Origin of the sequence: Jiangella ureilytica (genome assembly GCF_004348545.1) — a bacterium.
GTDB classification, from domain to species: Bacteria; Actinomycetota; Actinomycetes; order Jiangellales; family Jiangellaceae; genus Jiangella; species Jiangella ureilytica.
The window spans coordinates 1-12,067 of record NZ_SMKL01000014.1; the positions used below are offsets into that span (position 1 = coordinate 1).

The following is a 12,067-nucleotide window of genomic DNA, read 5'->3' on the forward strand; positions in this document are numbered from 1 at the left end:
TCGCCAGACTCCCCCCGTCCCCCTGATAGCTGCCCGTTCTTAGGCCCCGGACGGGCGGGTCAAGCGGACCCCCAGGGCGCGCAGCGCCACCAGGGTCCGCTTGAGGCGACCGTCCGGGGCTAAGAGAATGGGCAGCAGGGGGACGGGGAAACCCAGCGCAACCACACGCCCCGCCACACGCCCCGCACCACCCCGGCGAGCGGTCTCAGCGGGCGGCGAGGGCGTGGTCGACGTCGGAGCTGACGAGGACGCCGTAGACGCGTCCCTGGGCGTCGACCACCAGGTACTCCGAGGCCGGGGTCTCGCGCATGGCCTTGAGCAGGGCGTCGCCGCGGACGTCGAGGTCCAGCACCATGCCCTGGCGCAGCGACTTCGCGGAGTCGCCGATGGTGACCCACGGGCGGCGCTGCTCCGGGATGGCGGCGACGGCAGCCTCGTTGACCAGCCCCGTGGGCCGGCCGGCGCTGTCGACGACGACGAGCGAGGTGACGTCGGCCTCGCGGGCCCGTCGCAGCGCCTCCGACACCGGGAGGTCGGGCGCGACGGGGGCGGCCCGGCGGGCGAGGGTGCGGGTGTCGAGCCGCGGCAGCCGGGCCCGCATGCGCCCGACGGCGAGCGCCTGCGACGCGCCGGACCACAGCAGGGCGGCGACCAGGCCGGCCCAGACGATGGTGAGGACGTCGGGACGCGCGCCGTCGAGGGCGAACGGCAGCAGCAGGACCAGGCCGGCCAGCACCTGCCCGGAGCGGGCGGCGACGACGGTGCCCCGGTGTTCGTCGCCAGTGACGCGCCAGACGGCGGCGCGCAGCATGTGGCCGCCGTCGAGGGGCAGGCCGGGGAGCACGTTGAAGACGCCGACGACGAGGTTGGCGGCGGCCAGCATGTACACCAGGAAGCCGGGCACGCTGTCGTCGTCGATGGCCAGGTAGGCGAGCAGGCCGAGCCCGCCGAGCGCCAGCGACAGCAGCGGGCCGGCGGCCGAGACGACGAGGTCGCGCCCGGGGGTGGGCGCGTCGCGCTCGATCTCGGTGTGGCCGCCGAGGAAGTGCAGGGTGACGCCGCGCACCGGCAGCCCGAGCCGGCGCGCCGTCAGGGCGTGGCCCAGCTCGTGGACGAACACCGACGCGTAGAGCAGGACGGCGAACAGGAACGAGATGGCGTAGGCCTCGCCGTCGGACAGCTGCGGCAGGTAGCCGAGCACGCTGTCGCGGCCCCAGATGGTGATGAGCCCGGCGACCAGGAACCAGGTCGGGCTGACGTACACCGGGATGCCCGCGATGCGCCCGAGACTCAGCTGCCGACCCCGACCGGTTGCCATCGTCCAAGGCTACGTGTGTCAGGGACGGCGGCGTGTGCGGACCCGCTCTGTCGGAGGTGTGATCTACAGTCCTGACCATGACGATCCGCACGCGCGCCGAGCTCGGGGACGACCCCGCGGCCCCGCGCGTGCCGAGCCTGTCGCCGTCTCGCGCGGCCGATTTCATGACCTGCCCGCTGCTCTACCGCTTCCGCACCATCGACCGGCTGCCCGAGGCGCCCAGCTCCGAGGCCACCCGCGGCACGGTCGTGCACAGCGTGCTCGAGCGGCTGTACGACCTCCCGGCCGGCGAGCGCACCCCCGGCCGCGCCACGGGTCTGGTGCGCCCGGCGTGGGACGAGCTGATCGAGGTCGAGCCCGCGGTGGCCGAGCTGTTCGCCGACGACGCCGACGGCTCGGCTCTCGCCGACTGGCTGGCCAGCGCCGAGTCCCTGGTCGAGCAGTACTTCACGCTCGAGGACCCGCGCCGGCTCGAGCCGGCCGAGCGCGAGCTGTACGTCGAGACCACGCTCGACTCCGGGCTGCGGCTGCGCGGCTACGTCGACCGCCTCGACCGTGCCGAGGCCACCGGCGACCTCCGCGTCGTCGACTACAAGACCGGCAAGGCGCCGCGGGCCGGGTTCGAGCAGCGGGCCATGTTCCAGATGCGGTTCTACGCGCTCGTGCTGTGGCGGCTGCACGGCCGGGTGCCGCGGCTGCTGCAGCTCATCTATCTCGGCAGCGGCGAGCTGCTGCGCTACGAGCCCGACGAGGCCGACCTGCGGGCCACCGAGCGCAAGCTGGCGGCGTTGTGGGCGGCCATCGAGCGGGCCACCCAGACCGGCGACTGGCGGGCCAGCCCCAGCAGGCTCTGCGACTGGTGCTCCCACCAGGCACTCTGCCCAGCCTACGGCGGCACCCCGCCGCCGCTGCCGGCCACGGTCGCCACCGCCGACGACGACGAGGCCCCGTCCCCCCGCACCTCCCCCGTCGACGCCTGAGGCCGGCGCCGGGCGGCGGGGCGGCCGCCGGGCTCAGAGCAGCGCCGCGATGCCCGCGCACACGCCGAGCAGAGCGGCGTAACCGGCCAGCACCACCGGCACGAACCAGCGCTGCGACCAGTCGATCGGGTGACCGGTGCGCGGGTCGCGCACGATGCGGGCCCGCACGGCCAGCAGGACGATCCCGACGAGGGCGGCGACCACGCCGAGCGTCAGCGTGAGCCACGCGGGCAGGCCGAGCGCGGTCTCGTCGCCGCGCACCACGGCCATGACGCCGATGGCGCTGACCGCGCCGACCACCCCTCCGACGAGGGCGTGGCCGGCGTTGCGGGTCCGGCGCTCACCCTCGGTCAGGCCGGGTCGCCCGTCGGCGACGACACGCGCGTAGTCGGCCGGTGCGCCGAAGGCGTCGCGCGGGTCCTCGCCGGTCTCGGCGAGGTGGCTGTCGACCTCGGCCAACACCTCGCCGATGCGGCCGGGCTCGACGTCGCGCAGGCGCAGCGCGGTGAGCAGCTCGCGCCGGAACCTCTCGATGTCGGTGATCATCATGCGTCGGCCTTCCTGGTGGTCAGCAGTCCGTGGGTCGTCGCGGCGAAGGCGGCCCAGCGCTCGGAGCGCTCGGAGCGCTCGGCGAGCGCGGCCCGGCCGGCGGGGGTGACGGCGAGGTACTTCCGCCCCGGCCGCGCCGCCCCGGGTCCTCCTGCCGGTGGAGGCCGCACCTCCCCGTCGAGGACGAGTTGCGGCCGGTCCGGCGCGGCCTACCGTTGATCGTGTGACGACGGCCCGCGCCAAGCTCTTCCCCCGCATCGAGCCGTGGCTGCTGGACGCGTCCCTCACGATCGTCCTCGCGGCCACCGCGGTGGTGGCGCTGTTCGTCTACACCGACCCCAGCGGCATCGAGTACGCCGACGCCGACGCGCTGGGCATCGCGCTGGTGCTGTTCATCACGGTCCCGCTGATCGTGCGCCGCAGGCGCCCGGTCGCCGTCGGCCTGGTCACCGCGGCCGGGCTGGCCGCCTTCACCGCCGTCGACTACGCCATGCCGACGGCTGCCGCGGTGGCGCTCATCGCCGTCTACACCGCGGCCAACTACGCGGGCCTGGCCGTGTCGTTGCTGGTGGCGGGCGCGCAGATGGCGGCATCGGCCGCCTACGCCGTCGTCAGCGTCGACCGGCACCCGGACCTCACCATGGACCTCGGCGCCAACATCATCATCAGCTGCCTGCTCATCCTCGGCGCGTGGGGCATCGGCCGGGCGGTGCGCAGCCGGCGGCTCTACACCGCCGAGCTCGAGGACCGCGCCCGCCGGCTCGAGCGCGCCCACGACGTCGAGGTGCGGGCCGCCATCGCCGAGGAGCGCTCGCGCATCGCCCGCGAGCTGCACGACGTCGTCGCCCACCACGTGTCGGTCATGACGGTGCAGGCGGCCGGCGCGCGCCGCTCGCTGCGCCGCGACGTCGACCGCACCGCCGACGCCCTGCAGGCCATCGAGGACATCGGCCGGTCGGCGCTGCAAGAGATGCGCCGCGTCGTCGGCGTCCTGCGCACCCCCGACGGCGACGACCGCGGCGCCCAGCCGGCCACGCTGGCCCCGCAGCCCGGCCTCGGCGACCTCGCCCTGCTCGCCGAGCAGATGCGCGACGCCGGGCTGCCGGTCGACGTGCGGGTCGAGGGCGAGCCGGGCGCCGTCCCCGTCGGCGTCGACCTCGCCGCCTTCCGGGTCATCCAGGAGGCGCTCACCAACACCATCAAGCACGCGGGACCGTCGGCCGCCACCGTCCACGTCCGCTACCTGCCGTCGGAGGTGCACGTCGAGGTCAGCGACGACGGCCACGGCGTGGCGGCCGCGCTGGAGGGGCGCCGGCCCGGGCACGGGCTGCTCGGCATGCGCGAGCGCGTGGCCCTCTATGGTGGAACCCTCGCGGCCGGACCACGCCGCGGCGGCGGCTACGAGGTGCGGGCGAAGATCCCGTACGACAGTAACGGAGCGATGTCACGATGACGGCTCAGCCCATCCGGGTCCTGCTGGTGGACGACCAGCCGCTGCTGCGCACCGGATTCCGCATGATCCTCGAGGCCGAGTCCGACATCGCGGTGGTCGGCGAGTCCGGCGACGGCGAGCAGGCGGTCGCCGCCGCGCGGGCGCTGCAGCCCGACGTCGTCCTCATGGACATCCGCATGCCGCGGGTCGACGGCGTCCAGGCCACCCGGCAGATCACCGGCGCCGCCCGCGAGGCCGCGCCGCGCGTCCTGGTGCTCACCACCTTCGACCTCGACGAGTACGTCGTCGAGGCGCTGCGGGCCGGCGCCAGCGGCTTCCTGCTCAAGGACGTCCCGGCCGAGGACCTGGTGACGGCCATCCGCACGGTGTCGCGAGGTGACGCCGTCGTCGCCCCCAGCATCACGCGCCGCCTGCTCGACATGTTCGCCAGCCGCTTCCCCGCGGCCGACTCCCCCACGCCGGCCAACCTGCAGCACCTCACCGACCGCGAGCGCGAGGTGCTCACGCTGGTGGCGCGCGGCTACTCCAACGCCGAGATCGCGGCCGAGCTGGTCGTCAGCGAGACGACGGTCAAGACCCACGTCGGCAACGTGCTGACGAAGCTGGGCCTGCGCGACCGCGTCCAGGCCGCCGTCTACGCCTACGAGAGCGGCCTGGTCCAGCCCGGCGCGCTCTAGTCCCGCTCCCAGCGCCACTGCCAGACGGTGCCCTGCTCGGGGTCGGCGAGCTCGGCGACCCGGGTGAAGCCGAGCCGGGCGAGCACCTGCGTCGACGGGTTCTCCCCCACCAGCGTGTGGGCGACGACGGCGTCGACCTCGCCGGAGTCGACGGCGCGGCGCACCAGCGCGGCGGCGGCCGCCGTACCCAGCCCGCGGCCGCGGAACGCGGGCGCCACCTCGTAGCCGATCTCGACGACGCGGTCGCGCGGCGGGCCCGCGAAGCCACCCGAGCCGATCAGAGCCGGGCCCGAGGGATCGACGAAGAAGTACATCCACCACCCCGCCTCCTCGGGATGGTCGGCGAGGTGCTCGCGGCTGAAGCCGACGGACTCCGGGAACTCCGGCCAGCCGGCGGGGATCGGGGCGCCGATCGCCGCCTCGAACTCGGCGGGCCGCTCGACGAGCGCGTCGAGCAGTTCCACGGTGGCCGGCACGACGGCGATCTCTGTCATGGAGGCCATGATGGCCCATGCCGCCGGCGGGGCGTACGCCCGCAGGACGGGCACGAGCGCCGTCCTACTCCTCACGGTGGAGCCGGCAGACCGTGCGGTCCGCCGATCATCCGGTCGCCGCCGGCCAATAGCGTGGAACACGATCCACGAACCAGCTGACGAGGAGCGCACCGGTGACGACGCAACCCAGCTCGCCGAGCACGGCGGCCCGTGCCGTTGACCTGACCAAGATCTACGGCAAGGACGACACGCAGGTGGTGGCCCTCGGCGGGGTGACGGTGGAGTTCACCGCCGGCGCCTACACCGCGATCATGGGCCCGTCCGGCTCCGGCAAGTCCACGCTCATGCACTGCATGGCCGCGCTGGACTCGTCGACGTCGGGCCAGGTGTTCGTCGGCGACACAGAGCTGAGCAAACTGGGCGACAAGGAGCTCACCCGCCTGCGCCGCGACAAGATCGGCTTCATCTTCCAGGCGTTCAACCTGATCCCGACCCTGACGGCGAAAGAGAACATCACGCTGCCGCTCGACATCGCCGGCCGCGACGTCGACAAGGAGTGGTTCGACACCGTCATCGCCACCGTCGGCCTGGCCGACCGGCTCAGCCACAAGCCCAACCAGCTCTCCGGCGGCCAGCAGCAGCGAGTGGCGTGCGCCCGCGCGCTGGTCAGCCAGCCCGAGATCATCTTCGCCGACGAGCCCACCGGCAACCTCGACTCCCGGTCCGGCACCGAGGTGCTGTCGTTCCTGCGCCGCTCGGTCCGCGAGTTCGGGCAGACCATCGTCATGGTCACCCACGACCCCAACGCCGCCGCCTACTCCGACCGGGTGCTGTTCCTCGCCGACGGCCTCATCGTCGACGAGATGACCGACCCGACGGCCGAGAAGGTGCTGGAGCGCATGAAGGGCTTCGACGCCGTGGGGCAGCAGGCATGATCCGCGCGACTCTCAAGAGCCTGGCCGCGCGCAAGCTGCGGCTGGCCATGAGCGCGTTCGCCATCGTGCTCGGGGTGGCGTTCGTGGCCGGCTCGTACGTGTTCACCGACACCATCGACCGGACCTTCGACGACATCTTCGGCGGGCTGTCCTCCGACGTCGTCGTGCGGCCCGACCTGCCGGGCGAGACCGACATCTTCGCCGGCTTCGCCACCGGCACCACCACGACCATTTCGTCGGACCTGGTCGACGACGTCGCGGACCTGCCGGGCGTCGAACGGGCCGACGGCGAGATCGAGAACCAGAGCTTCTTCGTCCTCGACACCGACGGCGACGTCATGACCAGCCAGGGCGCCCCCGGCATCGCCGTCAACTGGCACGACGGCCCCGCCGCCGACGGCGACCCGGTGCTGCGCCTGGTCGACGGCGACCTGCCGGCCGGCCCGGGCGAGGTCGCCCTCGACGACCGCACCTTCGAGCGGTCCGGCTACCGGATCGGCGACGAGGTCGAGTTCGTCAGCACCGGCGACGAACCCCGGCTCACAGCGGAGCTGGTCGGCGTGGTCCGCTTCGGCGAGGGCGGCAGCCTGGCCGGCGCCAGCCTGTCGGTCTTCGAGACCCGCTACGCCCAGGAGCTCTTCGTGGGCGGCGACGACGCGTACAACCGCATCTCGGTGACGGCGGCCGACGGCGCCAGCGCCGAGGAGGTCCGCGACGAGATCAGCGCCATCCTCCCGGACGACTTCGAGGCCCTGACCGGCGCCGAGGTCGACGAGGAGACGGCGTCGGCCATCGAGGAGGGCCTCGGCTTCTTCAACACCTTCCTCCTGGTGTTCGCCGCGATCGCGCTGTTCGTCGGTGTGTTCCTCATCCTCAACACGTTCTCGATCCTGGTGGCGCAGCGCTCGCAGGAGATGGCGCTGTTCCGGGCCCTGGGCGCCGGCCGCCGTCAGGTGACGCGGTCGGTGCTGCTCGAGGCGCTCGTCGTCGGCGTCGTGGGCTCCACGCTCGGCCTGCTGCTCGGACTGGGGGTCGCGCAGCTGCTCAAGACGGTGTTCGGGGCGTTCGGGCTGGAGCTGGCCGGCGGCCTGGTGCTGCTGCCGCGGACGGTCGTCGTCGCCTACGTCGTGGGCATCGTGGTGACCATGATCGCGGCCTATGTCCCGGCGCGGCGGGCGTCGCGGGTGCCGCCGATCGCCGCCATGCGCGACGACGTGGTGGCCACGGAGTCGTCGCGGCGCTGGCACCTGTGGATCGGCGGCGCGCTGACGCTGCTCGGCGCGGCCGCGATGGCGACCGGCCTGTTCGCCGACGTCGACGACGCGGCGCTGATGGTCGGCGCCGGCATCTTCGCGGTCTTCATCGGCGTGGCGCTGCTCGCGCCGGTGCTGGCCACGCCGGTGCTGCGGGTGGTGGCCGGCTGGTACCCGAAGGCGTTCGGCACCGTCGGCCGGCTGGCCCGCGAGAACGCACTGCGCAACCCGCGGCGCACGGCGGCCACCGCGTCGGCGCTGATGATCGGCATGGCGCTGGTGACGGCCATCTCCATCATCGGCGCGTCGGCCAACGCCACGGTCGACCGCGCCCTCGACGACGGCGTGCGGGCGCAGTTCGTTGTCTCCAACGCCGTCGGTCAGCCGTTCTCGCCCAGCATCGCCGAGGCGGCGAGCCAGGTCGACGGGGTCGACGAGGTGGTCCCGGTGCGGGTGTCCGGCGGCGTCGTCGACGGCGACCAGACCTTCCTGCAGGCGTTCGACCCGGTCGCCTACGGCCGCGCCGCCGACCTGCCGATGGTCGAGGGCAGCGACGACCTCAGCGGCGGCGGGTTCCTCATCGGCGAGCAGCAGGCCGAGTCCGAGGGCCTCTCCGTCGGCGACACCGTCCGGCTGCAGCTGCCCGGCTCCGACGAGGAGATCGAGCTGATCGGCATCTACGGCCAGTCGCCGCTGCTGTCCGGCGGCGTGATCGTCAGCACGCAGACGCTCGAGGACGGCGCGGTGCCGGCGCTGGACTCGCTGCTCTACGTCATCGCCGACGACGGCGCCGACCTCGCGACCGTCCACGAGGGCCTCGACGAGGTGACGGCCGAAATCCCGACCGTCACCGTCCAGGACCAGGAGGAGTACAAGGAGTCCTCACGCGACCAGGTGAACCAGCTGCTGTACCTGGTCTACGCGCTGCTCGGGCTGGCCGTCCTCATCGCGGTCCTCGGCATCGTCAACACGCTGGCGCTGTCGGTCATGGAGCGCACCCGCGAGGTCGGGCTGCTGCGGGCCGTCGGTCTGAGCCGGCGCCAGCTGCGGCGCACGATCCGGCTGGAGTCGATCGCCATCGCCGTCCTCGGCGCCGTGCTCGGCGTCGCTCTCGGCCTGATCTTCGGGGTGTCGCTGCAGCGCGCCATCGCCGACGACGGGCTGGACCAGCTCTCCGTTCCCGGCGGGCAGCTGATCGTCTTCGTCGTCCTGGCCGCGGTCATCGGCGTGCTGGCCGCCGTCTGGCCGGCCCGGCGCGCGGCCAAGCTCGACGTGCTGCGCGCGATCACGACGGAATAACCGGCACCACGAGACCGGGAGCCGCCACCCAGTGCCGGGGTGGCGGCTCCCGCCGTGTCAGGTCGCCGGGTCGGGCTGCGGATCCGGCTCGCGGACGGGGTCCGGGTCGACGACAGCGCTGGCGGCGGGCAGGATGCGCCCGGCCTCGATGTCCTCGGCCCAGTGGCAGGCCACCCGGTGTGCGTCGGCGTGGCCGGCCACCGTCCGCAGCAGGGGCCGCTCCTCGGCACAGCGGGTGGGCTGGCGGAACGGGCAGCGGGTGTGGAAGCGGCATCCCGTCGGCGGGTCGGCCGGCGAGGGCAGGTCGCCCTGCAGCAGGATCCGCTGCCGGGTGTCCTCGACCACCGGGTCCGGGATCGGCACCGCCGACATCAGCGCCTTCGTGTACGGGTGCAGTGGCGTGGCGTACAGGTCGTCCGACGGCGCCTGCTCGACCAGCCCGCCCAGGTACATGACGGCGACGACGTCGGCGATGTGCCGGACGACGGCGAGGTCGTGCGCGATGACCAGGTAGGTCAGCCCGAGACGGTCCTGCAGCTCCTCGAGCAGGTTCACCACCTGCGCCTGGATGGACACGTCCAGCGCGGACACCGGCTCGTCGGCGACGATGAGCTGCGGCTCCAGCGCGATGGCCCGGGCGATGCCGATGCGCTGGCGCTGCCCGCCGGAGAACTCGTGCGGGTACCGGTTCGCCGCCGAGGCCGGCAGCCCCACCACGTCGAGCAGTTCGCGCACCCGGGCGCGGTGGTCGCCGCCGATGCCGTGCGCCCGCAGCGGCTCGCTCAGCACCGACTGCACGTTCTGCCGCGGGTCGAGGCTGGCCATGGGGTCCTGGAAGACCATCTGCATCTGCCGGCGCATGCGGCGCAGGTCCTCGCCGGCCAGCGCCCGCACGTCGACGTCGCCGAAGGTGACGGTGCCGGCGGTCGGCTCGACGAGACGCAGGATCGCCCGGCCGAGGGTCGACTTGCCGCAGCCGGACTCCCCCACGAGGCCGACGGTGGCGCCCCGCGGGATGTCGAGGTCGACGCCGTCGACGGCCTTGACGGAGCCCACCTGGCGCTCGACGACGATGCCGGACCTGATCGGGAAGTGCACCTCGAGCCCGCGGACGGAGAGCAGCACATCGGCCGAGGCACGCTTCTCCGCCGAGGGCGCAGGTACCTGGTCACTCATGCGGGCACCTCCTCGTTCTGCTCCAGCGGGTTCAGGCAGCGCAGGGACCGATCTCCCAAGGATTCCAGTCGCGGCGGGCCGCCGATGCAGGCGTCCAGCCGGTTCGGGCACCGGGGCGCGAAGGCGCAACCCTTGTGCCAGCTCAGCACGTCGGTCGGCGAGCCCGGGATCGGGTGCAGCGGCGCGCCGCGCGGTGCGTCGAGCCGGGGCACCGACGCCAGCAGGCCGCCGGTGTACGGGTGCCGCGGTTCGCCGAACAGCTCGCGCCGCCCGGCCGACTCGACGATGCGCCCGGAGTACATGACGTGGACGGTGTCGCACAGGCCGGCGACGACGCCCAGGTCGTGCGTGATCATCACCAGCGACGCGCCGGTGTCCTGCACCAGCTCCTTGAGCAGCTCGATGATCTGCGCCTGGATGGTGACGTCGAGCGCCGTCGTCGGCTCGTCGGCGATGAGCAGCCGCGGCTTGCAGGCCAGCGCCATGGCGATGAGCGCGCGCTGGCGCATGCCGCCGGAGAGCTGGTGCGGGTACTCCTTGAGCCGGCGCCGCGGGTCCGGGATGCCGACGCGGAACAGCAGCTCCTCGGCCGCCGCGCGCGCGGTCTCGCCCTTGAGGTCCTGGTGGCGTTCCAGCACCTCGGTGACCTGGATGCCGATGGGCACCACGGGGTTCAGCGAGGACATCGGGTCCTGGAAGACCATGGCGATGTCGCGGCCGCGGATGTCGCGCATCCGGTCGCGCGGCAGCGTCAGCAGGTCGTCGCCGTCGAACAGCACCTGCCCGCCCACCTGGACCCCGCGGCGCGGCAGCAGCCGCATGACCGCGAGCGACGTCACGCTCTTGCCGCTGCCCGACTCGCCCACCAGGCCGACGGTCTCGCCCGGCCGGACCGTGAACGAGACGCCGTCGACCGCCCGCACCGTCGGTCCGCCCTTGCGGGTGAACGTGACGGACAGGTCGCGGACGTCGAGCAGGGGTTCGGAGCGGAGTAGGGGTTCGGAGTCCGTCACTCTCACCGCCGGTACTTGGGGTCGATGGCTTCGCGCAGCCGCTCGCCGAGCATGGTGAAGCCCAGTGCGGCGATGACGATCGCGATGCCGGGGAAGAACGCCAGGTGCGGCGCGGAGGCCAGGTAGCGCTGGGTGTCGGCGAGCATGCGCCCCCACTCCGGGACACGCGGGTCGGCGCCGCCCAGGCCGAGGAACGAGAGCCCGGCGGCCTCGATGATCGCCGTCGCCAGCGTCAGCGTGGCCTGGACGATGACCGGCGAGATCGAGTTGGGCAGGATGTGCCCGAGCACGATCGGGCGCCGCCGCACGCCCAGCGACACCGCCGCCAGCACGTAGTCGGAGCCGCGCTGGGCCAGCATCTGGCCACGCAGCAGCCGGGCGAACACCGGCACGTTGATGATCGCGATGGCGATCATGACCGACCAGAGGCCCGCACCCAGCAGCGCGGCGATCGCGATCGCCATGAGCAGGCCGGGAATGGAGAGCATGATGTCGACGATCCGCATGACGACGGTGTCGACCTTGCCGCCGAACGCGCCGGCGAGGACGCCCAGCAGCAGGCCCCCGGCCATGCCGAACAGCGTCGCCACGACGCCGACCAGCAGCGACTGCCGGGCGCCGTAGACGACCCGGCTGAACTCGTCGCGGCCGGAGGCGTCCAGACCGAACCAGTGCTCCGCGGACGGGCCGGGGATGTTCGTCGGCGTGATCATGCCGCGGCCGGGCTGGGCGTCGGGCGCGTACGGCGCGATGAGCGGGGCGAAGATCGCGACCAGCACGAAGAACGCGATCAGGCCGAACCCGACGAGGGCGATTGGGTCGCGCTTGAGCCGCTTCCACGCCTCCTTGCGCAGGTTGCCGGCCGGCTGTTCGACCTGCTCGGACTCGGTGGCCGCCTCGACTTCGGACAGGCTCATGGG

The 12,067-nt window shown here is 73.3% G+C and carries 12 protein-coding genes; 5 read left to right on the top strand and 7 right to left on the bottom strand.

The annotated features are described in order from the left end of the window. Positions 1 to 205 precede the first annotated feature (205 nt). A complete protein-coding gene (locus E1212_RS08095) occupies positions 206 to 1,318 on the bottom strand; it encodes a site-2 protease family protein (RefSeq protein ID WP_131981131.1) in 1,113 nt (370 codons plus the stop codon). Between the two features lie 77 nt (positions 1,319 to 1,395). Here E1212_RS08095 and E1212_RS08100 point away from each other — a divergent pair, with 77 nt between their 5' ends. Beyond that, complete coding sequence (locus E1212_RS08100) at positions 1,396 to 2,298, top strand: RecB family exonuclease (RefSeq protein ID WP_131981133.1); 903 nt, start codon at positions 1,396 to 1,398, stop codon at positions 2,296 to 2,298. 33 nt (positions 2,299 to 2,331) lie between these two features. Here the strand turns inward: E1212_RS08100 and E1212_RS08105 are convergent, their stop codons facing one another. After that, positions 2,332 to 2,847 (bottom strand): hypothetical protein, encoded by a 516-nt coding sequence (locus tag E1212_RS08105; RefSeq protein ID WP_131981135.1) that lies wholly within the window; start codon positions 2,845 to 2,847, stop codon positions 2,332 to 2,334. Beyond that, the gene (locus tag E1212_RS29340) at positions 2,844 to 3,017 is read right to left on the bottom strand and encodes a hypothetical protein (protein ID WP_162605389.1); all 174 of its coding nucleotides are present in this window, start codon (positions 3,015 to 3,017) and stop codon (positions 2,844 to 2,846) included. The genes E1212_RS08105 and E1212_RS29340 overlap by 4 nt, the downstream gene beginning before the upstream one ends. A gap of 53 nt (positions 3,018 to 3,070) precedes the next feature. Here E1212_RS29340 and E1212_RS08110 point away from each other — a divergent pair, with 53 nt between their 5' ends. Both E1212_RS08110 and E1212_RS08115 read left to right on the top strand, forming a co-directional pair. Next, the gene (locus tag E1212_RS08110; RefSeq protein WP_203416608.1) at positions 3,071 to 4,300 is read left to right on the top strand and encodes a sensor histidine kinase; all 1,230 of its coding nucleotides are present in this window, start codon (positions 3,071 to 3,073) and stop codon (positions 4,298 to 4,300) included. Then, the gene (locus E1212_RS08115; RefSeq protein WP_131981137.1) at positions 4,297 to 4,977 is read left to right on the top strand and encodes a response regulator; all 681 of its coding nucleotides are present in this window, start codon (positions 4,297 to 4,299) and stop codon (positions 4,975 to 4,977) included. Before E1212_RS08110 ends, E1212_RS08115 begins: the two co-directional genes overlap by 4 nt. Here the strand turns inward: E1212_RS08115 and E1212_RS08120 are convergent. Further along, positions 4,974 to 5,471, bottom strand: a complete 498-nt coding sequence (locus tag E1212_RS08120; protein ID WP_203416610.1) for a GNAT family N-acetyltransferase — start codon at positions 5,469 to 5,471, stop codon at positions 4,974 to 4,976. The genes E1212_RS08115 and E1212_RS08120 overlap by 4 nt on opposite strands. Positions 5,472 to 5,644: 173 nt before the next feature. On the opposite strand from E1212_RS08120, the gene E1212_RS08125 reads away from it, so the two are divergent. Together E1212_RS08125 and E1212_RS08130 are read left to right on the top strand one after the other, a co-directional pair. Next, entirely contained in the window at positions 5,645 to 6,406 is a 762-nt protein-coding gene (locus E1212_RS08125) for an ABC transporter ATP-binding protein (RefSeq protein ID WP_131981139.1), read from the top strand. Further along, positions 6,403 to 8,958 (top strand): ABC transporter permease, encoded by a 2,556-nt coding sequence (locus tag E1212_RS08130; protein WP_131981141.1) that lies wholly within the window; start codon positions 6,403 to 6,405, stop codon positions 8,956 to 8,958. Before E1212_RS08125 ends, E1212_RS08130 begins: the two co-directional genes overlap by 4 nt. A gap of 57 nt (positions 8,959 to 9,015) precedes the next feature. On the opposite strand, the gene E1212_RS08135 is transcribed toward E1212_RS08130, so the two are convergent. The 3 genes from E1212_RS08135 to E1212_RS08145 are packed head-to-tail and all read right to left on the bottom strand — an operon-like array spanning position 9,016 to position 12,064. Further along, the gene (locus E1212_RS08135; RefSeq protein ID WP_131981143.1) at positions 9,016 to 10,134 is read right to left on the bottom strand and encodes an ABC transporter ATP-binding protein; all 1,119 of its coding nucleotides are present in this window, start codon (positions 10,132 to 10,134) and stop codon (positions 9,016 to 9,018) included. Further along, entirely contained in the window at positions 10,131 to 11,147 is a 1,017-nt protein-coding gene (locus E1212_RS08140) for an ABC transporter ATP-binding protein (RefSeq protein ID WP_238992275.1), read from the bottom strand. Before E1212_RS08140 ends, E1212_RS08135 begins: the two co-directional genes overlap by 4 nt. A 2-nt stretch (positions 11,148 to 11,149) precedes the next feature. Then, on the bottom strand, positions 11,150 to 12,064 hold the full coding sequence (locus E1212_RS08145) for an ABC transporter permease (RefSeq protein ID WP_131981145.1): 915 nt from the start codon (positions 12,062 to 12,064) through the stop codon (positions 11,150 to 11,152). Between the last annotated feature and the right edge of the window lie 3 nt (positions 12,065 to 12,067).